19 protein-coding genes are annotated in these 25,329 nt (G+C 69.2%); 7 read left to right on the top strand and 12 right to left on the bottom strand.

Annotated elements, in window-relative coordinates:
- Position 1 precedes the first annotated feature (1 nt).
- Entirely contained in the window at positions 2 to 754 is a 753-nt protein-coding gene (locus WME83_RS17600) for a DUF3105 domain-containing protein (RefSeq protein WP_437320439.1), read from the bottom strand.
- 77 nt (positions 755 to 831) lie between these two features.
- Between WME83_RS17600 and WME83_RS17605 the strand changes: the two genes are divergently transcribed.
- Positions 832 to 1,728: a GGDEF domain-containing protein gene (locus WME83_RS17605; protein WP_020735482.1), complete on the top strand. Its 897-nt coding sequence runs from the start codon at positions 832 to 834 to the stop codon at positions 1,726 to 1,728.
- 15 nt (positions 1,729 to 1,743) lie between these two features.
- Here the strand turns inward: WME83_RS17605 and WME83_RS17610 are convergent, their stop codons facing one another.
- The 9 genes from WME83_RS17610 to WME83_RS17650 form a co-directional block, all read right to left on the bottom strand.
- Complete coding sequence (locus tag WME83_RS17610) at positions 1,744 to 2,895, bottom strand: hypothetical protein (RefSeq protein WP_437320440.1); 1,152 nt, start codon at positions 2,893 to 2,895, stop codon at positions 1,744 to 1,746.
- Between the two features lie 77 nt (positions 2,896 to 2,972).
- A complete protein-coding gene (locus tag WME83_RS17615; protein WP_020735484.1) occupies positions 2,973 to 3,227 on the bottom strand; it encodes a hypothetical protein in 255 nt (84 codons plus the stop codon).
- A 108-nt stretch (positions 3,228 to 3,335) separates the two neighbouring features.
- Complete coding sequence (locus tag WME83_RS17620; protein WP_437320441.1) at positions 3,336 to 4,784, bottom strand: cytochrome c3 family protein; 1,449 nt, start codon at positions 4,782 to 4,784, stop codon at positions 3,336 to 3,338.
- Between the two features lie 11 nt (positions 4,785 to 4,795).
- Positions 4,796 to 6,403, bottom strand: a complete 1,608-nt coding sequence (locus WME83_RS17625) for a hypothetical protein (protein ID WP_437320442.1) — start codon at positions 6,401 to 6,403, stop codon at positions 4,796 to 4,798.
- A 287-nt stretch (positions 6,404 to 6,690) separates the two neighbouring features.
- Positions 6,691 to 7,455 carry a HEAT repeat domain-containing protein gene (locus tag WME83_RS17630; RefSeq protein ID WP_437320443.1) on the bottom strand — a complete coding sequence of 255 codons (765 nt, stop codon included), beginning with the start codon at positions 7,453 to 7,455 and terminating at the stop codon, positions 6,691 to 6,693.
- Positions 7,456 to 7,617: 162 nt separating this feature from the next.
- Entirely contained in the window at positions 7,618 to 8,418 is an 801-nt protein-coding gene (locus tag WME83_RS17635; RefSeq protein ID WP_437320444.1) for a hypothetical protein, read from the bottom strand.
- A 139-nt stretch (positions 8,419 to 8,557) separates the two neighbouring features.
- On the bottom strand, positions 8,558 to 9,250 hold the full coding sequence (locus WME83_RS17640; protein ID WP_437320445.1) for an outer membrane beta-barrel domain-containing protein: 693 nt from the start codon (positions 9,248 to 9,250) through the stop codon (positions 8,558 to 8,560).
- Positions 9,251 to 9,896: 646 nt separating this feature from the next.
- Positions 9,897 to 11,270 (bottom strand): signal recognition particle-docking protein FtsY, encoded by a 1,374-nt coding sequence (gene ftsY, locus WME83_RS17645; protein WP_437320446.1) that lies wholly within the window; start codon positions 11,268 to 11,270, stop codon positions 9,897 to 9,899.
- A gap of 143 nt (positions 11,271 to 11,413) precedes the next feature.
- Positions 11,414 to 13,180: a carboxypeptidase regulatory-like domain-containing protein gene (locus WME83_RS17650; RefSeq protein WP_437320447.1), complete on the bottom strand. Its 1,767-nt coding sequence runs from the start codon at positions 13,178 to 13,180 to the stop codon at positions 11,414 to 11,416.
- A gap of 499 nt (positions 13,181 to 13,679) precedes the next feature.
- Between WME83_RS17650 and WME83_RS17655 the strand changes: the two genes are divergently transcribed.
- Positions 13,680 to 14,444, top strand: coding sequence for a HEAT repeat domain-containing protein (locus tag WME83_RS17655; RefSeq protein WP_437320448.1), 765 nt, complete (start codon positions 13,680 to 13,682; stop codon positions 14,442 to 14,444).
- A gap of 76 nt (positions 14,445 to 14,520) precedes the next feature.
- The gene (locus WME83_RS17660; RefSeq protein ID WP_437320449.1) at positions 14,521 to 15,390 is read left to right on the top strand and encodes a HAMP domain-containing protein; all 870 of its coding nucleotides are present in this window, start codon (positions 14,521 to 14,523) and stop codon (positions 15,388 to 15,390) included.
- A gap of 95 nt (positions 15,391 to 15,485) precedes the next feature.
- On the opposite strand, the gene WME83_RS17665 is transcribed toward WME83_RS17660, so the two are convergent.
- Both WME83_RS17665 and WME83_RS17670 read right to left on the bottom strand, forming a co-directional pair.
- Positions 15,486 to 15,851 (bottom strand): YraN family protein, encoded by a 366-nt coding sequence (locus WME83_RS17665; protein ID WP_437320450.1) that lies wholly within the window; start codon positions 15,849 to 15,851, stop codon positions 15,486 to 15,488.
- Between the two features lie 277 nt (positions 15,852 to 16,128).
- Positions 16,129 to 16,959, bottom strand: coding sequence for a hypothetical protein (locus WME83_RS17670; RefSeq protein ID WP_437320451.1), 831 nt, complete (start codon positions 16,957 to 16,959; stop codon positions 16,129 to 16,131).
- 635 nt (positions 16,960 to 17,594) lie between these two features.
- Between WME83_RS17670 and WME83_RS17675 the strand changes: the two genes are divergently transcribed.
- The 4 genes from WME83_RS17675 to WME83_RS17690 all read left to right on the top strand — a co-directional run bounded on the left by WME83_RS17675 (position 17,595) and on the right by WME83_RS17690 (position 25,303).
- Positions 17,595 to 19,256, top strand: coding sequence for a tetratricopeptide repeat protein (locus WME83_RS17675; protein WP_437320452.1), 1,662 nt, complete (start codon positions 17,595 to 17,597; stop codon positions 19,254 to 19,256).
- Positions 19,257 to 19,347: 91 nt separating this feature from the next.
- The gene (locus WME83_RS17680; protein ID WP_437320453.1) at positions 19,348 to 23,193 is read left to right on the top strand and encodes a hypothetical protein; all 3,846 of its coding nucleotides are present in this window, start codon (positions 19,348 to 19,350) and stop codon (positions 23,191 to 23,193) included.
- An 11-nt stretch (positions 23,194 to 23,204) separates the two neighbouring features.
- Positions 23,205 to 24,674, top strand: coding sequence for a tetratricopeptide repeat protein (locus tag WME83_RS17685; RefSeq protein WP_437320454.1), 1,470 nt, complete (start codon positions 23,205 to 23,207; stop codon positions 24,672 to 24,674).
- Between the two features lie 386 nt (positions 24,675 to 25,060).
- Positions 25,061 to 25,303 carry a hypothetical protein gene (locus tag WME83_RS17690; protein ID WP_437320455.1) on the top strand — a complete coding sequence of 81 codons (243 nt, stop codon included), beginning with the start codon at positions 25,061 to 25,063 and terminating at the stop codon, positions 25,301 to 25,303.
- The last annotated feature ends 26 nt before the right edge of the window (positions 25,304 to 25,329 follow it).

Here is a 25,329-nt window from a genome sequence, read left to right on the forward strand (position 1 = left end):
GTTACGGCCCCGGCGGGCCGCCGTCGGCCGCGTCGCCCGCGCCTGCGTCGGGCGGCGCGTCACCGCAGCTCGGCGCGCCCCCCGCTGGCTGATCGACGTCGACGGCGGCCGCGCTGCTGCACGTGTCTTCCGGGCCCTTGCCGTAGTGTTCCGCCACGAAGCGCGCGAGCGACGGCTTGTCGAGGCACGTCGCGGTGTAGGTGGCGCCCCAGGCCGCGGCGGCGATGGGGGTGTCGAGCGCGCTGTCGGGCGTCATCACGAGGCGCGCCTCGGGCCCTCCGGAGAGCGTGAGGCACTTCGGATCCGAAGCGGCCTCGGTCCGCACCTCCTCGAGCATCGCCTCCACCTCGGCGCAGCCGGACGACGGGCACCGGTAGGCGAGGACGATCGCGCCGTGCTCGAGGTTGTGCACGTAGATCTCCCGCGGGACCTCCGCCTTGTAGCGCTTGAACTCGGCCCAGATGCCCCAGTGATCTCCGCCGCTCGGCGGGTTGGTGTCGTACTGGACGGGCGTGCACTGCGGCACGTGCTGCGCGGAGGCCACGCGGATCCCCGTCTGGACGACGACCCTGCACTCGGCCTCGCCCGGGAGCGGCGCGGCGCCCGGGGAGAGCGTGATGGTCTCGGGCTGCTGCGTCGAAGCGTCGCTCTCGTCGACCGGGGGCGCGCTCTGACCACACCCGGTCAGGGGAGAGGAGAGCGCGGCGGCCGCCGCGGCGGCGGCCCACATCTGCGCGAAACCGCAGCGTTTCATGGTCGAAGCCTACCATGTCCGACGCGCGACGTGCGTTGCTCCGGAACGCCGGCTCTGGTGTACTTGGGTCCTCTAGCGTGGCGAAGCAAGAGAACGATCATCGGCAGACGCTCGTCACCTGCACGTCCATCGCCCCGCCGGCGCTCCCGGTGGAGCCCGGCACCGCGTGCCTGGTCGTGATCTACGGCACGGAGCTCGGGCGCCGCATCGCGCTCGGCACGGGCTCGATCGAGTGCGGGCGCGCGATCCAGACCGACATCCCCCTCGACGACGAGGCGGTGAGCCGCCGGCACGCGCGCATCTCCTGGAACGGGATGGGCTACGTCGTCCGCGATCTCGGCTCGACCAACGGCACCTACGTGAACGACGTCTCGATCGACGAGCGCGCCCTCAAGGACGGCGATCAGGTCAAGATCGGGCGGACGATCTTCAAGTTCATCCAGGGGGGGAACGTCGAGCTCTCGTACCACGAAGAGATCTACCGCCTGATGACCTTCGACGGGCTGACGCAGGTCCACAACAAGCGCTCTTTCGAGGTCGCGCTCGAGCGCGAGGTGTCGCGGGCTTGCCGCTACCATCGCCACCTCGCGCTCATCATGTTCGACATCGATCACTTCAAGAGCATCAACGACACGCGGGGGCACCTCACGGGCGACGCCGTGCTCCGCCAGATGGCCGCGCTCGCCGCCGCGAACGTCCGCCGCGACGACGTCCTCGCGCGCGTCGGCGGCGAGGAGTTCGCGCTGCTCGTCCCGGAGATCCCCGTCGAGAGCGCGCGCCACGTCGCCGAGAAGCTGCGCGCGCTCGTGGAGCGCACGCCGTTCCGCTTCGAGGACGGCGAGATCGCCGTCACCGCGAGCTTCGGCGTCGCCGGCATCACACCGGACGCGCCGGTCTCGCCCATGGAGCTCTACCGCCGCGCCGATGAACGGCTCTACCACGCGAAGAAGGGCGGGCGGAATCGCGTGATGTGACGGCGCGCCGGCGCGTCAGGGCGGGAGCGGAACGGAGCAGTCGCGCGGCGCGGCGCCGTCGAGGATCCACGCGGACAGGATATCCATCCCGTCCACGTACATCGTGACCTCCTGGTCGGGCGACATCTGGGGGTGGAACCAGAACGAGGCGGGGGAGCCCGGGGGCGGCATGGGCAGCCCCATGACGAACGCGGCGCGCAGCCGCTCGATCTCCTCGCGGAGCCGCTCGGCCTGGTCGGCGGGCAGGGAGGGGTCGACCGCGCTCTGCCCGACGATGATCTTGTAGAGGAGGTAGCTGTTCCCCGGGTTTCCCGGGTCGATGAGCGGCATGGCCCTGCCGAAGCGCTCCGGGGTCTTCTCCCCCACGTGCGCGCGCTCGCCCATCTGGGTCTGGTGCGCGGCGTGCCCGATCGCGGTGTCGTAGAGCGGCTCGAGCCGGTTGTACCTGAACTGCTGCACGGCCGGATCGAGCGAGGCCACGCTCAGGTTCAGCCCCGCGGCGGCGTTCGCGTCGCTGTGGCACCCCGCGCAGGCGTTGAGGAGCCTCGCGGCGCCCTTCACGCAGGGGAAGCACGTCGGATCGGCCGGAGGCTCGCCCTGGCACTCTGGCGTGCGCCCGATGCACTCCAGGTCCTGCTGGCAGTAGAAGTCGCCGCTCGGCTGGCGCTCCGGCATCGCCTGGGGCGGGTTGGTCGCCGCGACGGTGAACTCGACGCGGTGGCTCTCGGCCAGGGGCGCGCCGTCGAACGCGCGGATGCCCGACGGCGCCGCGTCGTCCACCGGCCCGAGGACCCAGAGCACGTACCGCGTCCCCGGGACGAGCCCTGGCGTGCCTTCGATCTGGCGGAAGATGACCTCCCGCTGGACGGGGTTGTACGTCGGCGCCAGCGGGATCGGGTTGACGCAATCCGCGTACGTCCGGACCTGCTTCGCGAGATCGCCCGAGACGCACAGCGACTCGGGCCCCACCGCGCCGCTCACCGAGCCGGGCAGCAGGAAGCGATCGAATTTCAGCACGAAGCTCGCGGTCGACAGCACCAGGGTGCTGCCGTCCGGAGCGAGCGGGGTGCGGACGGGCTGGTAGTTCTGGTCGAGGCCGGTCGTGGCCCGCGCCTCGATCAGGTGGACAGGGGGTGCGTCGATCGGCTGGTACGATGCTTCCCCCACGTCGCAGCCGGCCGTCGCGAGGGCTGCGTGCAAGCAGAGGGGGAGGGGAGCGAGGCGCGCCGCTCGGGCCAGCCTGCTCAGCTTTCGGCGTAGAGCGAGAGCTGCTCGCGGACGACCTTCTCGTTCACCCCGCTCTGGATGTGTTCCTTGAGACAGTCGGCCAGCGTGATCAGCATGTCGTCGACCCCTTTCTCCTCGATGAGCTTCGACAAAAGTTGCCGCGCCTCCCGTCCGTCGTCCTCGCGGAGGAAGCCCCGCACTGTCTCCAGCGTGATTTCCCCCTGGAAATCGAGATAGAGGTTGTCGATCAGGTACTTGATCAGCTCCTTCACGCCCGTTCTCCTTGGCGTTCGCGGCGATCGTTAGGGAAGCCGCGCGCACTTCGCTATACCCGTCGCCGGAAGGCCAGGGCAAGGAATATACTGACCGATTTTGACTTTTCACTGGCAACCCCGCAGGGACCTGTCGCTCGACTGATGGCACACCAGGCACGGGCGCGGGTTCCGGGAGAACGCGGTCTTGCAATTGGTCTCGTCGAACCCGATCGGATGCGGGTTCACCCCTTGCCCGCCCGAGATCCCCCGGGTCGCGTGGCAGGTCGCGCAGTCCCGCTCGGTGTGGCAGGAAACGCACGCATTCAGGTTTCGCTCTGCTTCCCAGGCGTGGTGCTTCGCGCCGCGCGGCGCGGTGGTCCACTCGGCCGGCGGGGGGTGGAAGCGGCGCCCTGCGGGCCGAGCGGCGCTCGGCGCCTCGCGCGCCACGCCCGTCCGGCGGTGGCAGTCCGCACAGAACGTCTGCTCCTGATGGCAGCTCACGCAGCGCGGATTGTCCTGCCGGGCCGCCTGCGCGTGCATCGAGAGGAAGTCGTTCGGGTGGACGTTGCGCGGACGGATCTTCCCGTCATGGCAGTCGGTGCAGTAGTTCTCACTGTGGCACGTCCCGCAGAAGGCGCTGTCGTTCGCGGCGATCTGCTTGTGCCGCTCGAGCCAGTCGGGGGTGTGCCCCGCGTTGTGCAGCCACCGCGGCGGCAGCAGATCGCCCGTGGCGAACGCGGTCACGAGCCGCCCGTCGGGGCGCGTCAGGTGGCACACGTCGCAGTCGCTCTTCGCGTCGCCCTGGGCCGCGCCGCTCATGTTGTGGCACGAGAAGCAGCCCGCCATGCGCGGCAGCTGCTCGCGCGTGGCGAGCTCGAGGCGATCGACCCGGCCGTGGCACTGGCTGCACTTGATGTTCCGGCTCACGTGCTTCTGGTGCGGGAACCGGAGGTTCGCGTGCGGCAGCACGAGCGGCGCCACCTTTCCGCCGCTGCCCGCGTCTTCGCCGATGTGGCAGTAGACGCACTGTCCGTTCTCGTTCGTCCCCGCCTTCACCTGGGTGAGGTCGGAGTGATCGACGTCGTGGCAGTTGTCGCAGGTCTGCGCCGGGCTCGGCAGCAGCCGGTCCGTGACCGTGCCGCTCGTGTAGGCCCCCGCGTGGCACGACTTGCACGTCTGCTTGAGCCCCTTGACGTGCTTCTTGTGGTTGAAGCGGATCGTCAGCGTCTGCGGCGGGTAGATCTCGTCGCTCGGGATCGGCGTCGCGCTCGTCCCGGGCGGCATCCAGGCGAGCGGCACCTCCGCGTCGTCGGGCATCGGGTGGAGGCCCGACTTGTACCCGCCCGGCGGCGGCTGCGCGGCCTTTCCCTCCTCGGCGTCGCCTTCCTCCGCGTCCTCGGCCGCGTCGGCGCCGTCGTCTTCTGCGGTCGCCGGCGGCTTCGGCTGGGCGGCCGCCTCGGGGCCCACGATCGCGAGCGCCAGCGCGCCCAGGCACGCGACGATCGCGACCCACCCCGGGACGAGCCTCGGGTGGTCCCGCCGCGCGCGGCGCGGGCCGTCCTGTGTTGCGTCCATGCGTTCCTCGCTCACGGCGCCACCCGAAGGTTCACGAGGCCGACGACGCGGAAGCGCTGGCCCACCAGCCGGTTCATGTCGTGCTCCCACTCGAGCTTGAAGTCTGCGAACTCGCCCGGCCGGTACCCGGCCCCAAGGACGTACCCGAACGACGTCGCGTCCCGGTCCGGCCGGAGCGGATCCGCCCAGTTGTACAGTGACACCCGCGCCCCGAGCGCGTAGCGCTGCCCGTGCAGCCGCTTCTCGCCCGATAGATCGGCGCCTGTCCGGCGCCCGCGCTCCCCGGTCTGCAGCATCCCGCGGAGCTCGACCGACGACGTCCGCGTGCGGTAGCGGCTCGCGAGGTTCGCGAGCACGTCGGTCGTCATCGTCGTGGCGCGGTGATCCTCGTCGCGCGTGTACTTCTCCAGGGCGCTCGGATCGAGCGTCGTCGTCCCGACGCACTCCGGCCCGAGCCGCACGACATCGCACTGGCCGGCGCCGAACTCCTCCGGGTTCCCTTCGGACATCCACATCCGCGTGCCGCCCCAGGCGGCGAGATCGACCTCGCGGGTGATGTCGACCGCGGCCCGCCCGGTGATCGTGGTGATGGGCGCGTGGGTGAACCAGTTCCAGATCGAGTCGGCGTCGAAGGTCGGAACGAAGTAGTCGACGTCCGCGCCCAGCGTGACGCGGCTGCCCGCGTACACCTCGAGGCCGCCGTAGAACGAGCCGACGCGCTCGCTGTAGAGGTCGTATGTCACCCCGCCCTTGAGCCCGCCGAGGTTCGGCACGTTGACGTCGGCCGCGTACCCGAGCCGCTCTTGCGAGATGCGCGACCCGTCGGTCGTCTGGACGTCCCCGTCCGCATCCGGGAACTGCTGGGTGATCGCGGTCCCCGTGTTGTAGACGCGCCGGTAGGTCAGCCGGCCGTGGAGGAAGCTCGGACCGGCGCTCTCCAGCGCGACGCCGAACGCCGGGGCGATCTGCGCCTCCTGGAACGCCGGGTAGTCGGCCGCGCTCCCGGGCAGCGTCCGGTCGTCGCCGAAGCCCCGGTGGCTGCCGCGCCACATCCCTTGCGCCTCGAAGCGCGACGTCGAGAGCGGCAGGCCGCCGCGCTGCTCGAGGCCGCCGTACGCCTCGATCTGGACGTAGTAGGGCGTTGTGACCCGGAGGAGCGCGCCGTCGAACGACCACCATCCGAGCACGTCGCTCACGTACTGGCGGCCGACCCGGAAGCCGAGCCACCCGCTGGCGACGTTCCGCCCCTCGAAGTACGCGTACATCAGATCGAGCGGCGCCTCGCGCAGCCCCGGGATGTAACGCGAGCCGCCGGCGACGCTGTAGTCCGTCTCGCCGCCCTGCTGCGCGCCCTCGAGGTGGCCGTTCACCCCGAAGTCCGCGTCGAGCCGGAGCCGCACGGTCGCCGAGTAGTCGGCCGCGCCTGGCATCGAGTCGCCCTGGATGTTGTAGACGGCGAGCCCCAGCGTCTGGAGGAGACGCCGTCGCTCGATGTTCGTGGCGCCCCAGGGGCTCGCGACCTCGTAGGCCTGGACGCCGGTGGTCGACTGGACCTCGAAGTCGGCTGCCGCGGCGGCGCGCGGGGCGAGCGCGAACGGCAGGAGGCTGGCCGCGGCCATCGCGCGCAGCGTCGAGGAGCGCCGCGCTCGCCGCTCGCGCGCTCCTCGACGCGCCTCGCCGGAGCAGGGGCATGGCTCACGACGTCGTGACGGGAGCTCCGCCATCGACGAGCGGTGCTCAATCACGGACTCTGCGCTCGCTTTCCGCTGCTGCGGGCCGCTCTACGCGACCTCTGCGCTCAGCTGCCGCCGAGGGCTGAACAAGCATGGCGCGGAGTTTCGTCCACGCGCGGCAACGCTGTCAACCCGATCGCAGGGCGAACAGCTTTGTCGCAAAAGCGGGCCGTTCAGCCGTATCCAGCGCCCTTCCGGAGCTTGCCGTCCGCGCCGACGCTGAAGCCGTTCGAGTCCTGGAGCGCCTGGTTCGCGCCGCCCCGCAGCTCCGCGGGCACCGTCCAGCCGCGGGTCATCAGCCCCTCGGCCACCTTGTTCTTCACCCGGACCGACTCTTCGCTCGCGAGCATCTTCACCAGCGCCGGCACGCTCGCCTCGTCGCCCTGAGCGAAGATGGTCTGCACGGCGTGGAACCGGACCGTCTCGTTCACGTCGTCGAGGAACCGCTCCACCGCGACCCGCACGTCGTCGCCCTTGATCTCGCCGAGCGCGATGATGATCTGCTGCTTCGGCTCGATGTTGCGCGCATACTCCGTGTCGCACCGATCGAGCAGCCGGACGAGCTCGGCACGGTAGTCGTCGTCCTCGAGCAGCGCCCGCAGGACCTTGAGCGGCCAGGTGAGGGTCTCCGCCTTGAGGCAGAACTCGACCACGGCTGGCACCGCATCCTTGCCCGCGTCGACGATGCCCCGGAACGCCAGATCTTTCTCTTCCTGATCCGTGATCGAGGGGTCGATCGAGAACGTGAAGCGCCTGACGAGCGCCGCCGCTGCGTCGGCGTTCTTCATCGCCGCGAGCGTCTGGATGGCGTCGAGGCGGTCGTAGGTCTGAGCGCGCTTGTCCGCGACGACCTTGGCCGGCCCGGCCACCTTCTTGTTGTCGGAGGGTACACCTCCGGCCGGAGGGTTGCTTTTGCGGAGAAAATCGAAAATACCCAACGCTGACCTCTGGTGGCTGTCCCGCCGCCGCGGTCCGAGCTGCCCGGCGGTCTTCGCCGGGCTCCACTGCCGAGGGCCGAGCCTGCTGCTCCCGGCATTGGACGCTTCCCGCCCGGGTTACCCCGGGCGGGGCGGCTCGGGTGACCGAGCCGGCGAAGCCGTCTACTCCGTCGTCTTGATGGCGGTGGGGAATTGGATGCTCAAGCTCACGGTGACCATGCTGGTGAAGTGGAATTCGCGATCCTTGTCGTCCACCTTGGTGTCGGGGAACGCCTCATCCGTACCTAGCCCGTGGTTGTCGAAGCCCGAAGTATTCCACTCGAAGGGCAGGGCGCGCCACTCCGCGCCGAAGCCGAGGAAGTCCGACGGGTAGAAATTCAAGCCGAGGCCGAACGTCGGCGCGATGGCCATGCGGCTCTCGAGGCCGAAGGTTTGGGCGCAGTTGGTGGTGCACTGCTTGCGCTCCTTGACCCCGATCGCCGCGACGCCGGCGAAGAAGTTCACGTCGGTGTCCACGAAGAGCTCGGCGAACAGCGCCAGCTTGCCGCGGAACGGCACGACCGTGACCTGCGGCGCCGCGACCCACTGGATCTGGGCGAGCTGGTCCTCGGTGAGGTCGCCCCGCGTCAGGTTGACCCTGGTCAGCTGGCACGCCTTCGTGAACGGCCGGTCGGCGCAGCCGCGGTTGTCGATCGCGACGCGCTGGAGCTCGTCCGTCAGCCCGGTGTTGTACTGGAACCCGTAGCCGCCCCAGGCGCCGATGCCGAACCAGTCGGTGAGGTGGTAGGTGAGGCGCAGCCCCGGCATGATCGTCCGCCGGTACTCGTCCAGGAGCGTGAACGACGCGCCTGGAGCGACCTCAAACCGTCCGTCACGGTGGAGCCGGAGCTTCCGCACGGCGGGCGCACCGGCCAGGGGGCCCGTCAGCTGGATCTCCTGCGCCTCCGCGGGCGCAGCCGTCATCAGAAGTGCACAGCCGGTCAGCCCTGCAACCACGGTGCAGAGGCTTTGGACGAATCGACGCATCATGCCTGTCCCCGTCTTTGGCTGAATCATCCCATGTCTCGCGCTCGGCGTCGGCGCGTCTCCACGTCCAAAGGCCTTACTTCGGCAGCCGGTATTCCCAGGAGAACGGCAGGAAGACCGAGAACCCGACCTGTGCCTGTACGTTGTTGGTGAAGCTCTTCCCCTCGGCGAGCCACGTGCTCTTGTCCTGAGGGCTCTGCGCGACGCTGGGGTTCTCGAGCTCGTCGAAGAAGATGTAGTCGCTGACCTCGGCCATGGCCGCGAACCAGCGGTTGAAGAAGATGCGGAGGCCCCCGCCGACGTGGAAGGCGAGCTTGGGCTTCCAGTTGAAGGTGCGGTTGTCCGGATCGACGACGGCGATGGGCCGCGTCGAGATCGCGCCGACGCCGCCCAGCACGAAGAAGTCGTAGTGGAAGATGAAGTCGCTGAACCCCGCGAACTTGCCGTACGCGGGGACGTACGTGAAGTTCGCGTTCGCGTTCCACTGATACTCGGTGATCGGCTCACCGATACGCGCCGCCCTGCTCGTCTGGAAGTTGAAGTCCGACGGCGTGTTGAGGCCGGCGTACCAGTTGCCGTTGACCCCGATCGCGAGGACGTTGGTGAGGTACCAGTTGATCGCGAGCCCCGGACCGTTGTGCCCGACGAACTGGTCGTTCATCGTCAGCCCGAAGTACGGGTTCACCTCGAAGCGGTGGTAGCGCAGCGCGTAGATCTGCTGCACCGCGTAGGTCTCCGGGTTGAGCTCCTTCGCCGCTTCCTTATTCAAGTCGATCGTGGGACACGCCGAAGGGTCGATCTTACAGATGTCCCCAAGCCCCGCCTCATCGCCGCCCTCGCCCTCGGCCGGAGCCGCGGGGGCCTCCGCCGGCTCCGTGCCCTCGGCAGGAGTCTCTGGCTCGTCGAGGTTAATTTCCTTGGGTTGCTCTTTTGGCTGAGCCGACGCCGTGAGCGGCACCGCGACCAGCGCAGCCGCAACGAGAAGCCCCACGCGAGCCTGGTTCATCGCCATCCCTTCCGAAGTCCGTGCGATGCGAGCGATCGATCGCCCAGGTAGTACAGCTTTCTAACTACGCGAATTCATTAATTAATTCGGTCAACCGCCAAGCCCGACGGACTATATCACGCCGAAAATAAAAGGATCAACAACCAAATCCGTTTGCCTTGGGCGACCGGTCGAGCCCCCGGACGGCGCGCGCCCGGGGGACTCGCGCCGACCGGCAAATTCACTGCACAATCGCCGCCGGCCCGGATCCGCCGTTGCTTGCGCGGGCCGAGGTGCCGGCTCCTGACGGTCCAGCCGGCGCGGGCGAGGCGGTCCGAGGGATCGGACCATCGCCCATTTCTTTGACCGATGTCGAGGGGAGTGATTGGGAGGTGAGGTCGAGATCGCTCGCCGTGAGGCGCCGCGCTCGTCAGGCGGCCGCGTCCTCGGCGCCGCTCGGGCGGCCGAGCATCGCCTCGACGAACTCGTCGGGCTCGAACTCGCGGAGGTCCTCGGCGCGCTCGCCGATGCCGACGTAGCGGACGGGGAGCCCGTGCTCGGCGCAGATGCCGAGGATGACGCCGCCCTTCGCGGTGCCGTCGAGCTTCGTCAGCACGATGCCGGTGATGGGCAGCGCCTCCTTGAAGAGCGCGGCCTGCTGCATGGCGTTCTGTCCGTTCGTGGCGTCGAGCACGAGCAGCGTCTCGTGAGGCGCCCCCTCCATCGCCTTGTTCATCGTGCGCGCGACCCGGGCCAGCTCCTCCATGAGGTTCGTCTTCGTGTGCAGCCGGCCGGCGGTGTCGGCGAGCACGACGTCGGCGCCCGTCTCCTTCGCCTTCTGGATCGCGTCGAAGATCACGGCGCCCGGGTTCGCCCCGTCCTTGCCGCGCACGACCTCGCAGCCCACGCGCTTGCCCCAGACGTTGAGCTGCTGCACCGCCGCCGCGCGGAACGTGTCGCCCGCGGCGAGCACCACCGTCCGGCCCTCGGCCTTGAGCTGCGTCGCGAGCTTGCCGATCGTGGTCGTCTTGCCCACGCCGTTCACGCCGACCACCATCACCACGGTGGGCTGCGTCTTCAGCGACAGCCCGCCGCCGGCGCCGACGCGCAGGATCCGCTTCGCGTGCTCGCGCAGCGCGTCCCAGACCTTGTCGGTGTCGGCGAGCTCGTTGCGGCTGAGCGCCGAGCGGATCTCGTCGAGGAGGAGCTCCGTCGTCTTCACGCCGACGTCCGAGGTGAGCAGCACCTCTTCGATCTGCTCGACGACGTTGGGATCGATCTCCTTCTTGCCGGCGAACAGCGCCTTGAGGCGGCCGAAGAAGCCCTCTCGCTCCCGCACCTTCGTGAGGCCCTTGCGGAGCCCCTCGACGTCGCGCTTGCGCGCGCCCGGGGGCGTCGTCTCCCGCGCCGGCCTCGCGGGGGCCGGCTTCTCCGCGGGCGCCTCGACCACGGGCGCGGCGACGGGCGGCGCCTCCGCGACCGCGGGCTCGGGCGGCAACGCCCGGGCGGAGGGCGGCGGGACGGCGGGCACCTCGACGGGGAAGGGCGTCGCCGCGGGCGGCTCCTCCTGCGGCGCGGGCTCCTTCGCCTTCGCCGGAGGCTCTTCCTCCGCCGGAGGCTTCTTCTGGACGCGCGGCTTGTCGGCCGGCTTTTCCGCCGGCTTCTCGGTGGGCCGCTTCGCCTTCTCCGGGAGCTTCTTCGGTTCGGGGGGCGCTGCGATCTCGGGGGGCGGCGCCTTCTTCGTGACGAAGTAGACGATCGCCGCCACCACGACGAGGCCGACGATAATTAGGGCGATTTCCACGTTGGCGTTCTCCGGCGAGGGAGCCGACTATATGGGACGCACCCCATACGTCAACGTGCGCTCGCGCGGTCGCCCGATCCAGCCAGCGAAACGGCAGGTCGGCGCGGCGTCGGGGCCGCCGCCGCGCGCCCCGAGCGCTCGGCTCACGGGGCGAGCTGCGAGACGCCGGGCTTCGGCTCCGACGCGCCGAGGTCCTGCTCGAGCCGCTCGTCGACGGGATCGGGGCCGAAGGCGGCGTGCTCGATCCGGGTCGCCCACAGCTCGACCTCGCGCTGCTGGACCCTGCTCGCCACGCGGCGCACGTGCCCGGGCGTCGGCTCCGGCGGCCCCTCGAACGGCGCCCCCTGCCGCCGCGCCCACCGGACGAGGCGATCGAGCACGGCGCGGCGCCGCGTGACCAGCGCGATGCCCAGCCTGCTCGGCGGCGGGAGCGCCTGCTCGTAGCTGCTGTGCGTCGGCGCGCGCACGACGAGCTTCGCGTCGTTCCGGTACGGCGCCTCGATCGAGAACTCGCCGGCGTCGTCGGTCACGGCGCGCGCGACGACGCCGCTGCCGTCGAACGCGGGCACGACGATCGTGAGCTCGGCCTGCGCGATGGGCGCGCCGTCGTGCGCGTCGGCGACGGCGCCGCGCCAGCCGGTCGCGTCGTCGATCGACCCGACGATCCGCACGCCCGCGCGGCCGGGCGGCGCGGCGGGCTTCTCGTCGGCCGCGCCGGCGGCCGCGCGCTTCGGAGCGCGCCGCCAGCCGCCGAGCACCCAGCCCGCGATCGCGAGGACGGCGGCGCCGAGCGCGAGCTGCCGCCACACCCCGGGGCCCGCGACGGGGACGTCGATCGCGAGCTCGGCGCCGGGGATCCACCACGGGGCGGCGGGAACGTAGCGGAGCGACAGCGGCACCGTCCCCTCGCGCTCGGCGGTGAACGCGGCGATCACCCGCGCCTTGCCGGCGACCACCGCCGCCGCGCCCACCGGCTCGCCCGCGCGCAGCGCCTCGACGACGCCGCCGTCGACCGCGCCGCCGGACGAGCGCACGTCGACGTCGATCGGCACGCCGTCCTCCGCGCGCGCCGGCTCGACCGGGTGCGAGAGCGCGAGCGTGACCTGCGCGTACCGGACGACGCCCTGGCTGACGCTCGCCTTCGCGAGCGCGGCGGTCCCCTCGAAGCGCGCGCGCAGCGCGCCCTGCCCGGCGCCGCCGAGGCCCTCGGTCGCGAGCTCGAACCGCGCCCGGCCGTCGCCGCCGGTGGGCGCCTCCGCGAGCCGCGTGCCGCGATCGTCCTCGAGCACGACGGCGAGCCGCTCGCGCTCGAACGGCGCGCCGCCCGCGGCGCCGCTGCGATCGATCCGGAGCGCCACGGTGACGTTGACCGTCGGGCGATCCAGATCGATCGCGTCCACCGGCGGATCGAACCGGAGGATCACCGGCGCGAGCGGGGCCGCGTGCGTCTCGATCGGGACCTTCGCCTCGGACGGCTCGTAGAGCTTCCCTCCCGGGAAGCGGACGCGCAGCGTCGCGTTCGCCAGCGTCGCGCGCCCCCGGAGGCAGAACGTGCCCCGCGCGTCGGTCGTGATCGCGTATCCTCCCTGCGAGGCGCGGTGCTCTCGAACGCGCGCCGCGCCGCCCTCCGCGCACCCCTCCGCCTGCGGAAGATCCACGGGGGCGCCGCCGCTCGTGACGGCGTCGATGGAGAGCGGCGCCTCCGCGACCGGGCTCCGCGCGTCGTCGATGACGCTGCCGCGCACGACGAACCCGTCGGGCTCGGTCCACGCGACGGCGTCGATCTGCGCGCTCCCCCGCACATGGATGCGGAGCGGCGCGCCTCGCGTCTGCGCGTGCGCCGGGGGCGCCGCGACGAGCGCGGCCGCCGCGACGAGCGCCGCCTTCAGGCATCGTCTCAAGCCACGCATCTCCCGAACGCCTCCGGCGAGCTCCTCGTCATGGTCGCGCATTATTCGTCACGCGGGCCGAGCCCGGGCAAGGGGAAGCGGATCCGCGGCAGCTCCGAGCTCGAGCTCGCCCGGCGCGCGGCGGCGAGAGCGGGCGGCGAGGGCGAGCGAGGACGTACGCGGACGTGAGCGGACGTGCACGCGACGCGCCGACAGGACGTCGGCAGAGCGCCGGGGAGACGGGTAGATAAGTGGATGATGATGTCGTGTTCACCCTGAAACCCAACGTGTTTCGCGCCTTGAAGCGCCGCGGGCAGGCGGCGTCAAACCGTCCAGTTCGGTGGCAACGAGGAGCGAGCGAATGCAAGGCAAAAGTGCGAGCGTGTGCGCACCAAATTTCGAGTGCAGGTCCGCAGATCGGATCGCCACGGCGGCGATGCGCTCGTGTATCGTCGAACGTGGAATGCGTCGGCCCTTTCCTGCGCTCGTGTTGCTGGTTGTGACGCTCGTACTCTCGCTGATGCCGACGAGGAGCTACGCGGATCAGCGTACGAGCCACTTCGCCGAGCAGCTCAAGACCAACGACGACTACCGCGTCCGGACGCAGGCGGCGCTCGCGCTCGGCGCGTCGGGGGACGACGCCGCCGCGAAGCCGCTCTGCGACGCCCTGACGGACGCCAACGCTTCCGTCAGGGTCGCGGCGGCCGCGGCGCTCGGCAGGCTGGGCAAGCCCGCGGGGCTCGCGTGCCTGCAGCGGGCCGAGGGCCGGGAGCAGACGCCGGCCGTCAAGTCGCAGATGCAGAAGTCGATCGCGACGCTGTCCGCCGGCGGCGGGGGCGGCCCGTCGCAGCCGCCTCCGCCGGGCGCCGACACGAAGTACTACGTGGCCATCGAGATCACGAACAAGAGCGGCCGCCCCGAGTCCGAGATCGAGCCGCTCGTGCGCGCCGCGATGCAGGAGAAGATCCTCTCGAAGGCCGGCTACGCGGTGGCCCCCAAGGGCGAGACGCTCGCCCAGGGCAAGAAGATTCTGAACGGCAAGAAAATGAAGGGCTTCTACCTGCTCGCGACGGTCGAGCCCGCCGTGTACCAGGGCGGCAACCTCACCCAGGTGGTCCGCGTCAGCATGTGGACCTATCCGTCCAAGTCGCTCCAGGGCGAGTTCGCGCCCAAGCTCACGCAGAGCGGCACCCCGAAGAAGGACGTCCAGAGCGAGAACATCCTGATGAAGATGTGCGTCGAGAACGCGGTCGAGACCTTCCAGAAGGTCGCCGCCTCGCTGTGACGCACCATCGCGGCTCGACATCGGCTTTCCCCGTGCCTCACGACCCTTGTCATCTCCAGCCAGCTTCGAGGATCCCATGAGCGACGCTTCCAGCACGGCCCCGCAGACCTCCGCGCCGGAGGTCAGAGCGCGCTACCAGCGGAGCGCGCGGAACTACCTGCTCGATCAGAAATTCCAGCTGAAATACACGGGGTTCCTCGTGGGGATCAGCCTCGCGCTCTCCGTGGCGCTCGGGATCCTCCTCTGGAACGCCAGCTCGAAGATCATCGAGCAGAGCCGCACCGCCGTGCAGCAGGGGCAAGAGACCGTCCGTCAGGGTCAGGAGACCGTCAAGCGCGGCCAGGAGGTGCTCGTCCAGAGCCGCCGGGTCAGCGAGGTCGTCGCGATGAACATCGCGAAGGAGTACAAGGACGACCCCGAGCTGGCGAAGACGTTCGGCGAGGCGGCGCAGCGCGACGAGAACAAGCTCAAGGACGAGCAGGCGCGGCTCGAGCGCGACGCGGCGTCGCTGCAGCAGCGCGCCGAGGCGCTCGAGCGGCAGGCCGCCGAGGTCGCGGACAACCAGCAGATGCTGCTCCGCCTCATCGTCGCGCTGCTGTCGCTGCTCGTCCTCGGCGTCGGCGTGGCGGGCATCGTCTTCACGCACAAGATCGCCGGCCCGATCTTCAAGATGAAGCGGCTGCTCCGCCAGGTCGGCGAGGGCAAGCTGGTCGTGCGCGAGCGCTTGCGGAAGGGCGACGAGCTCCAGCACTTCTTCGAGGCGTTCGAGAAGATGGTCGAGGATCTGCGGGCGCGCCAGCAGGCCAAGATCGCGAAGATGGACGCGATCCTCACGAAGCTGGAGACCGACGCGCACGCGCAGAAGGGCTCCGCCGAGATCGACCCCGACGGCATCGCGCAGCTCAAGCGCCTCCGCACCGAGATGCAAGAGCAGCTCGACGCGTGACCCGCCCGCGCGCGCCCCGAGCGGCGCGCGCCTCCTCGAGCAGCCTCGCAGCGGCTCGAAATCGATCCGAAATCAACCCCGAAAATCGAAGCGCGCTAGAAGGCAGCTTTGATGAGCTCGACGGCGGCCTCTCCGTTCGGGAGGAACGTCACCGACGCGGCGTCGAAGCGCATCCGCTCGACGCCGCGCACGCGCGAGAAGCGGGCGCGCCAGAGCTGCTCTCCGGCGCGCCGCACGCGCGCTCGCTTGCCCGCGTCGATGCTGTCGAGGGCGCGGACGTACGAGCCGGCGCCGCGCGTCCGCACCTCGATGATCGCGATGACCGGGCCGTCCCGCGCGATCACGTCGATCTCCAGGCGGCCGACCCGCGCGTTGCGCGCGACCACCTCCATCCCTCGCGCCGCTAGGTAGGCGACGACGGCGTCTTCCGCGCGCGCCCCGAGCGCTCTCCGCGCATCCACCGGCGGAGCCGCAGCGGGCGCGATCGCCGCTCGGCGAGACGACGCTCCACCGGGGTCGCCGCGCTCTTCGACGCCCGCGGCGCGCGCGCCTCCCGCGAGCCCGCCGTCGCGCGTCGCGCGGACCGGCGGTTCGCCAGTGCGCGACGCGCGCGCCGGTCGCCCCGGCGGCGAGCCGTCGTGTGAGCCAGAACCGTCGCTGGAGGGGAGGGCGCCGCCGGCCTGATCGACCGGCGCACGCCGAGGGCTGCGCGAGGCGCGGCGGCCCGTCACCCGATGCCTAGAAGCCTGCGCACTGGTCCGAGTTGACACGGCCGGGCACGTCGGCGCACTCCCCCTCGCTCTCGAACTGCGAGTCCTGCTTGATGCAGTACTTGCCGGTGAGGAGCGGGTCCCCGAGCCCGACGTTCGGGCGGATCTCGGAGCAGCTGAAGCCCTGCGGGCACTCGCAGAAGTTGAAGTTCGGATCGTCCGGCTCCCCCTCGGCCACGCCGCACCGGCAGGAGCAGTACACCGCCTGCTGTGCGTTCCGTTGCGAGTCGGGGGCGCACTGGCCGCAGACGGGCGAGGCGACGGGATCCTCGGTCCCCGGCACGCAGCAGATCTTGCCCGCGTTGTTCGCTGCTGAGTCGGTCGGGTCCTGGCAGCCGACGAACTTGCCCTCGCCGTTCAGGGGGCGGCACACGTGCGCTTTGCACATGCCGTCCGTGTCGCAGCTCCAGCCCTCGCCGTAGCAGTCGTCGTTGGTCTGGCACCGGCAGTCCTGGTTCCCGGCGCAGTTCGGCGGCTCGACCGCCCCGGACAGGACGCACTCGCCCTTGTCGCCGCAGGACGCCGCGTTGTTCGGATCGCAGGGCGATGGCGCCTCCTGGCCGAGCGGGCAGCTCACGCGCCCCTGGAAGTGGTTCACCAGGCAGATCCGCGTCTGGCACTGGAAGGACCGCGATTCGATGTTCTCTTCCGTCACCTTGAAGCCAGCGAACTGCGGATCGTACTCGTCTTCGGGCAGACAAGGGTCGCCCACGCCGCCGCTTTCACATGCGGCGGGCAGGCTCGCCATAGCGACGACGCTGAGCAGGCCGAGCAGGCCGGACAGAATGGAACGGGTCATCAGAACGTGCTCCTTCGGCGGCGGTGCGCGCCATCGCCTCGGCAGAAGGCGCGCGGACGGGAGGCAAGAAAACGCTCAAGTCGAGGTGCTCAAAGGCACAACGTCAGCGGTTGGACCCTAGACGAAGCGCGCCTTGAGCGTCAACAGCCGGATGGGGCGCGCCCCGCCGAGGTGGGGGGCCGTCGCCGGCGCGCAGCGTTCGACCCCCGCGCCCGGCGGTCCCTTGGCAGGGGGGTGGCCACACCGCCGCGGCGCGACGCCGGCGTGGCGTTCCGGTGTAGGAAGCGGCGCCGCAGCTCTTCGATAATTCCACCCTCGACTGCTACGCAGTGCGCAACCCCAAGGTCGACGCGGCGCCCGGTGTCCGAGGCCGGGAATGTAGCGCAGGCCCATGCCCGGCATCGCTTGACAAGCCGCGCGCCACAATCCTACCATCCCCCGCCACACGCAAGTATCCGTTGATTCTCATTGAACTTTTTGGTTCTCGACCGAGCTGCCTCGGGGGTCTACGGCGCGCGCTTCCGGTGTGTGGAGCCGCGAACGGGGCGAAGGGGCCACGATCTTTACGTCGCCGAAAGCGAGGAACGACGATGCGGAACCGGCTGGCGAGTATCTGCCTTGTAGCTTCTGCCCTCTTGCTCTCCCCCGCCGTGGGGCGCGCGCAGGCCGGCAAGGGTAAGCCCGTCGCGGCTGAAAAGGCGGACGCCAAGGGCGGCACGAAGCCCAACAAGGAGATCAACCTCGACGAGGATGCGGGCCCCGTGACCGCGGGCCAGATGACGGAGGAGGCGGCGCAGGCGAAGCGGCTGTTCGACAGCGAGCGGTGGAGCGACGCCGCGCGGCAGCTGAAGCGCGTCGTCGACGGCGACACGGGGGACGACGAGGGCAACCGCCAGATCGCGCAGTACCACCTCGCGATCGCGCTGTACCGGCTGCAGTTCTACCAGGCGAGCTATGCGATCTTCTCGCAGATCGCCGACAAGCCGAACCACCTCAAGTTCAACGAGACGCTGCTCTGGCTGTCCAAGCTCGCGACGCAGCTCCCCGAGCCGGCGGACATCATCGAGCGCGTCGGCAAGTACAAGACCGAGCAGATCGCGCGGTTCAACAACCCCCAGCAGCGCGACCTCTACTGGCAGCTCAACTACCTGCTCGGCCGCTACAAGTACCGGAACCGGAACTACGAGGAGGCGATCGCCCTCTTCGCGAAGGTCGACCCCAACAGCAAGTACTACGTCCAGGCCCAGTTCTTCAGCGGCATCTCGTACGTGCAGCTGCGCAAGTCGGTGCCGGCGGTCAAGTCGTTCCAGCGGATCGTCCAGGCGATCGACGAGGGCGTCGAGGGCGTCGAGGACGAGGCGCGCATGCGCGACCTCGCGTTCCTCTCGATGGCGCGCACCTACTACTCGGCCTCGGTCCGCCTCGACGACAACAACGTCCCGACGATCGACGCCGCGAAGCTCTCCGCCGCCGTCAAGTACTGGAACCGCGTCGACGTCGCGAGCGAGTACTGGCTGGACAGCCTCTTCGAGCAGTCCTGGGCGTACTTCATGGCCGGCCTGTATCCGCAGGCGCTCGGCAACATCCACACGATCGAGTCGCCCTACTTCCCGAACTCGTTCTATCCCGAGGCCGACATCCTGAAGGCCGTCGTCTCCTTCACGATCTGCCAGTACGGCGACGCGACGACGATCGTCGCGAAGATGAAGAAGAAGTACGAGCCGATCAAGAAGGAGCTCGAGTCGATCCTGAACCGGTTCCAGGGGGAGGGGAACGAGGAGCGCTTCTTCCAGTTCCTCAAGGACGTGAGCGCCGGCAAGGCGAACCTGTCGCCGACGGTCCGCCCGATCGTCGAGAACGCGCTCTCGGATCGCCAGCTCCGCCGCAACATGGAGTACGTGCGCGTGCTCGATGAGGAGGGGGAGCGGTTCAAGAAGGCGCCCGTCAACTTCCGCAACTCTCCGGTGGGCAGCGAGGTGACCGACGCCCTCGAGTTCGCGCGGAGCCTCGCGATCCGGAACGCCGGCACGCTCGGCCGGGAGCGCTACCAGCGCAACCTCGACGAGCTCAACGAGCACCTCCGCGACTCGTCGAAGATCCTCATCGACATCACCGCGGCCGAGCGGAACAAGCTCGACCAGCAGGTCGTCAGCGGCCAGCTCTCGAAGGAGGACGCGCTCACGTACGGCGTCGTCAAGCCCGACGATGAGCACGTGCTGTGGCCGTTCGACGGCGAGTACTGGCGCGACGAGCTCGGCTTCTACCGGCAGGTCGTGACGTCGAAGTGCAGCAAGTGAGAGATTTCTTAAACGTTTGCCCCGCGGCTTGGGACCGCGGGGCAGGGAGCGCTTCCTCACGGGGGTCCGTGGCGGAGGGACGGAGATGGAGATGAAGCAGTCGAAGTTCGGTGTACTGCATGCGCTCCGCGCGGCGGCAGGCACGCTGGCCGTGGCGGCGTGCGCCGTCACGACGAGCCCCGCGTCGGCGGCCGACGCATGCATCACGCAGCCCGCGAAGGACGCGATCGCCGCGTGTCCGGGCGGCAAGCTGCAGGTGTCGGCGGGCAAGAAGCCGCAGGTCAGCTTCAAGTCGGCCCCCACGGGCATCCAGCTGAAGAAGCGCGACGACCTGACGAAGCCGGCCAACCCGACCGCGTCGCAGGCCTCGGCGCAGCGCGACGAGCGGCGCAACCGCCTCGCCCCGAAGGTGAGGAGCCTGCTGATCACCGAGATCCAGGGCCTCGAGAGCCTGTACGCCTCGACGCCGAAGAACGCGCCGGATCGGCCGAAGCTGATGCGGCGCCTGGCCGAGGGGTACGTCGAGCTGGAGTCGGCGGCGTTCCGCGACAAGACCGAGGGGCAGATCAAGGCGGACGAGGCCAAGCGGAAGAACCCGAAGGCCGTCGCCGGGATCCAGGCCGAGGTCGGCAAGGCCGACAAGATCCTCGCCGCCGCGCGGAAGAGCGCGATCAAGTACTACACGCAGCTCAAGACGCAGTACCCGAAGTACTGCCAGAGCACCAACGCGTCCGACCCCGCGAAGAGCACGGGCTGCACGGACGAGGTCCTCTACTACCTCGCGTACGAGTACGAGCAGGCGCAGCAGCTCGAGGACGCGCGCAAGGTCTACTTCGAGCTCATCAAGAACTGGCCCAACTCGAAGTACATCCCCAACGCGTACCTCGCGTTCGGCGAGCTCTTCTTCAACGAGGCGCAGGGTGACCCGTCCAAGTGGGACCTGGCCGAGCAGTCGTACGTCAAGGTCACCCAGTACCCGCCGCCCGAGAACAAGGTCTGGGGCTACGCCCATTACAAGCTCGGGTACGTCTACTGGAACAAGGGCGACTTCGCCCGCGCCATCAGCGAGTTCAAGAAGACGATCGAGTACGGCCAGCAGTTCCAGCAGATGCCGAACGCGGCCCAGCTCGCGGTCTCGGCGCGGCGCGACATCATCCCGGTCTACGCGCTCGCGGGCGACCCGCGGAAGTCCCACGACTTCCTCCGGCCGCTCAGCGGCGACTCGAGCGGCAGCTCCGAGAAGACGTTCAAGATGATGGACGACCTCGGGCAGAACTACCTCGACACCGGTCATTACAAGGAGGGCATCGAGCTCTACACCGACCTGATGACCCGCGATCGGGGCCCGAAGTACTGCGTCTACCAGGGCCACATCGCCGAGGCGACGCTCGCCATGAAGTCTGGCAACAAGGACCAGATCATGGACGTGCTCGGGCGCCAGCTCGACGTCCACAACAAGTTCCTGGGCGAGGGGCACCCGGCGGACGCCAAGCTGAAGTGCTCCAACATCACCGCCGGCCTGATGACCGAGACGGCGATGGCCTGGCACCTCGAGGCGGTGGGCTCGGGCGGCGTGCGCGGCACCGGCGACAAGAAGACGATGCAGCTGGCCGCGCAGCTCTACGACAAGGTCGTCAACAACTTCAAGCAGGAGCAGTTCGCCAAGTTCGAGTTCCCCCGCATCCTGAAGGAGGACTGGCCGAACATCTTCAAGATCAAGTACGCGATGGCCGACCTTCTGTACTTCCAGAAGGACTGGGCCAAGTGCGGCCCCGCCTTCGACTCGGTCGTGGCGGAGGACCCGAACGGCCCGCAGGCAGCGGAGGCCGCGTACGCCTCGGTGCTCTGTTACCAGAACATCTACACCGAGACCCACAAGGACGGCTCCCACCTCAAGGGGTCCGGCAACCTCCCCGACGGGGGGGGGACGGGCAAGAAGGGCGAGAAGGACAAGAAGGCGGACAAGGCGAAGTTCCAGCCCAAGGAGTTCAGCGACAGCCAGAAGGGCATGATCACCGCCTTCAACCGCTACGTCTGCTACATCAAGCCCGCCGCGAACGACAAGGAAGCGCAGGAGCAGTACGTCGAGGTGAAGTACGCGCGCGGCCGCACGTACTTCGAGGCGCAGCACTGGGAAGAGGCGGCGCTCGCGTTCCGTGACGTGGCGCTGAACCACGCCGACAAGGAAGTCGGCATCTACGCGTCCCAGCTCTACCTCGAGTCGCTCAACGTCCTCGGCGCGAACATGGACCCGCCGCGTCCGTCTTGTTACGACGACATGGCCGCGGACGTGCCCAAGTTCATCGACCTCTACTGCAAGGGCGGCAAGGAGAAGGAGAACGCCGAGCAGTGCGGCATCCTGATCCGCATCCAGCGCGACATCGAGCGCCTGCGCGCCCAGAAGCTTGTCGAGGCGGCGGACGCGTCCGGTGGCGTCGAGGCCCTCAAGAACTACGAGAAGGCCGCCGTCGCTTACATGGAGATGTGGAAGAAGTACGGCGAGGCCGCCTGCGAGGCGAAGCAGCCCGCGTGCGAGAAGAGCGAGGAGGTCCTCTACAACGCCGCGAAGGCGTTCCAGGCCGCCCGCCTCATCGCCAAGTCGATCGCGGCTCGTAAGATCCTGCTCGACCCGAGGTACAACCTCCACAACACCGAGCTGGCGAAGACGTCGATCTACGAGATCGGCGGCAACTACCAGGCGATCGCGGTCTACGACGAGGCGGCGAGCTGGTACGAGCGCTACGCCCGCGAGAACCCGAAGGGGGAGAAGGCCGCGGAGGCGCTCCAGGACGCGGTCGTGCTGCGGCTCGGCCTCGGCCAGGAGGACCAGGCCATCAAGGACGCCGACCTCTTCAACAAGAACTACGGCAAGGCGAAGCCCGCGCAGACCGCGCAGATCGCGTTCGCGATCGGCGCGCACTACATCGACCGCGAGGACTGGGATCAGGCGCGCAGGCGGCTGTCGACGGCGATGCCGCAGATCGACCGCAACGCGACGTTCGACGTCCAGGTGCAGGCGCACGCGATGTACGCGCGCGTCCTCCTGCAGACGAAGAGCGTGACCCCGGCGAACGGCGAGTACAACAAGGTCCGCGGTTACTGGAAGGACCCCGCGGCCGCGATGAAGAAGCTCGACGCGATCGGCGGCGAGGAGCCGGAGAAGCTGCGCCGGCTCGGCAAGGTGCTGACCGCGGTGGGCGAGGCCTACTTCCACTTCGCCGAGCAGAAGCGGAAGGACGTCGATAAGATCAAGTTCCCCGAGTACAAGGGCGCCGGGAACCGCGAGGACGTCCTCAAGCACATCAACACCAAGGTCGCGGACTGGGTGAAGAAGAAGCGCCCGGCGATCGAGGCGGCCGACGCGGAGTACCAGAAGATCCTCAAGCTGGAGCCGACGCCTCCGCCGAAGTGGGTCATCGCCGCCGGCGCGCGCGTCGGTCAGATGTGGGGCAAGTTCGTCGCCGAGTTCCGCGCCGCTCCCATCCCCAAGGAGTGGAAGGGGCACGGCATGGTGCCGGGCACCGACGTCTCGTACGACGAGATCCGGGGCGAGTACTACTCGCGCCTGGACGAGGCGAGCGAGCCGCAGAAGCAGATGGCGAAGGGCGCGTTCAAGACCTGCCTCGACCTGTCGGTGAAGTACCAGTACTTCGACGATTACTCCCGCACCTGCGAGGTGTGGCTGTCGAAGAACTACGGCGCCGAGTACCACCTCATCGACGAATTCCGCGGCTCTCCGTCGCGGGTCAACTCCGGCCTGAGCGATCGTCCTGCGCCGCTGAACCTCGACGGGACGCCCTTCCGCGAAGCGCCGACCGTCACGGACAAGCCGGCGGCGGCGGCGGGCAAGGAAGAGGGTGAGGACAAGAAGGCGGCGCCCGGCGGCTCGAAGGAAGGCTCGGCGCTCGATCGGGCCACGACCCGACCCAGGAAGTGATGGAGCGAAACATGAGAAGCTTCACCTCATTGGCAGCGGTTGCGGTGCTCCTCCTGGCCGCAACGGGTTGTGGCGGCGGGAGCGTCAGCGGTACGTCTCGCGCGGCGAAGGATCCGACGACCGGCAAGGAGATCACCGACAGCAAGGGCAACGCCGTGTCGGTCGCGGCGGCCAACAAGTTCAAGACCGCCATGGACGCCATGGTCCAGCACGACAAGGCGGGCGACTGGAACGAGGCGACCTGCAGCTCGACGGCCCAGCTGTTCCTCGACGCGGCGGACGAGCAAGGAGACGCGACGTTCGCGGAGGCCATCTACAACGCGGGGCTCGCGTACCAGCGTTGCAAGAAGGACTCGGAGGCGAAGAAGTACTTCCAGCAGGCGCTCCAGAAGAACCCGAAATTCCACCCGGCGCGGGTCCAGGTGGCGCTCTACAACCTGGCGGAGTCGGGCGAGAGGAACCTCGACGCGGCGATCAGCGAGATGCGCCAGGCCGCCGTCGTCGACGCCCAGTACAAGAATGTCGAGGCGCTCGTGCACCTCGCGCTCCTGTACATGAAGCGCGGCAACAACGTCGCCGACAACGACGGCCCCAACGACTTCCAGCGCGCGAAGCGGTACATCCAGAGCGCGCTGGCGGTCGACGACGCCTTCATGCCGGCGTTCAACCAGCTCGCCATCTACTACCTGGAGACGGCGAAGCAGAAGGCGGGCCGGAAGTCGGGCAAGGCGGTCGCGACCAACGTCAGCAAGCAGAAGAAGATCGACACGCAGGCGCTGGAGCTCGCGGCGCTGGTCTGCTCTCAGGCCATCCGCAAGAACCCGAACTACGCGCCGATCCACAACACTGCGGGCATGATCCAGGTCGAGCTCGCGAACCTGAACGGCGCCGTGCAGGAGTTCAACATCGCGAGGAAGCTCGACCCGACCTTCTACGAGGCGCAGATGAACTACGCGGCGGTGAACCTGCAGTTCCGCGGGTTCCAGCAGGCGGAGGAGGCGTACCGCGCGGCCCTGAAGATGCGTCCGAACGACTACGACGCTCACCTGGGGCTCGCGCTCGCCCTGCGCGGTCAGATCGACGACTCGAACTTCGACAACATGGTGGCGGCCGCCAGCGCCGAGCTCGACGCCGCCAAGAAGCTCGCCCCCGAGCGCCCCGAGACCTACTACAACGAGGCGATCCTGACCCAGGAGTACAAGGCGAAGTCGGGCGGCAAGTCCGCCGAGGGCGCCCTCATGTCGGCGAAGGGTCTGTTCGGCCAGTTCATCCAGAAGGCGGGCGCCAATGCCGAGTTCGCCGACGCGGTGAAGCGGTCGAAGGAGCGCATGGAGGAGATCGATCAGATCATCGCCTTCAACAAGCAGACCGAGGCCGAGCGCAAGGCGGCCGAGGCCGACATGAAGACGAAGGAAGCCGAGCAGGAGGCCGCTGCCGGGAGCGAGGGCGAAGGGGGAGAAGGGGCGACTCCGGCTCAGTAGGCAGCAGGAGCCTTGTCTCAGAGGCTGTCGGATGAGCGCCGCGAGCGGTCCGAGCCGCCAGGGAGAGCTCGCTCGGGACACTGAAGGTTTCCGAGCGAGCTCAACCGGCATGCCTGGCCGTGCAGCGGCGCGTCAGACAGCGCGTCGAGCCCCCTTCTCTCCCTGACGTAAAGAGAAGGGGGTTCGGCGTTTTCGTCGCAACGCTCTGGGAACCTTGGGTGAATTCGGTTGTCGAGGCGAGCGTGGGTCATGCTCTCCGTCGCACCGATGGCATGCGAAGCTGGTTGACCGGCCGCCGTGGTAGGCGGTACAATGGCACTGTAACCGCGTCGGAACATTGTCAGGAGGCTGGAATGAGAGGGTTGACCCGATTGGGTGCGGGAGTCGTGGCTGCCGTTCTTACGAGCGTGGTCGCCTCATCGGCGTTCGCGCAGGCCGCTCAGGGCGGCGGCGGCGGGAAGAAGGAAGAGGGCTACGGGTACGAGTTCTCCGACGATCCGCTGAACGCCGGCGGATTCGGCCCCAACGACGCCACCATCCGCGTGCGGCCCGGCCCCGTCCGGACGACGCTGATCCGGCCCCGTACCTCGTTCGTTCCGGAGATGCTCAAGTCGGTCGAGAACCTCTGATGTGCTGGGCAGGTTGGCACCTGCCC

Source organism: Sorangium sp. So ce385, assembly GCF_051474135.1.
Taxonomy (GTDB): Bacteria; Myxococcota_A; Polyangia; order Polyangiales; family Polyangiaceae; genus Sorangium; species Sorangium cellulosum_D.

Excerpts from the sequence above, each read along its gene's own strand:
- WME83_RS17635 (WP_437320444.1), bottom strand. The coding sequence starts at position 8,418 with ATGACGGCTGCGCCCGCGGAGGCGCAGGAGATCCAGCTGACGGGCCCC.
- WME83_RS17655 (WP_437320448.1), top strand. The coding sequence starts at position 13,680 with ATGCCGACGAGGAGCTACGCGGATCAGCGTACGAGCCACTTCGCCGAG.
- WME83_RS17680 (WP_437320453.1), top strand. The coding sequence starts at position 19,348 with ATGAAGCAGTCGAAGTTCGGTGTACTGCATGCGCTCCGCGCGGCGGCA.
- WME83_RS17660 (WP_437320449.1), top strand. The coding sequence starts at position 14,521 with ATGAGCGACGCTTCCAGCACGGCCCCGCAGACCTCCGCGCCGGAGGTC.
- WME83_RS17650 (WP_437320447.1), bottom strand. The coding sequence starts at position 13,180 with ATGCGTGGCTTGAGACGATGCCTGAAGGCGGCGCTCGTCGCGGCGGCC.
- WME83_RS17670 (WP_437320451.1), bottom strand. The coding sequence starts at position 16,959 with ATGACCCGTTCCATTCTGTCCGGCCTGCTCGGCCTGCTCAGCGTCGTC.
- WME83_RS17600 (WP_437320439.1), bottom strand. The coding sequence starts at position 754 with ATGAAACGCTGCGGTTTCGCGCAGATGTGGGCCGCCGCCGCGGCGGCC.
- WME83_RS17620 (WP_437320441.1), bottom strand. The coding sequence starts at position 4,784 with ATGGACGCAACACAGGACGGCCCGCGCCGCGCGCGGCGGGACCACCCG.
- WME83_RS17685 (WP_437320454.1), top strand. The coding sequence starts at position 23,205 with ATGAGAAGCTTCACCTCATTGGCAGCGGTTGCGGTGCTCCTCCTGGCC.
- WME83_RS17625 (WP_437320442.1), bottom strand. The coding sequence starts at position 6,403 with ATGGCCGCGGCCAGCCTCCTGCCGTTCGCGCTCGCCCCGCGCGCCGCC.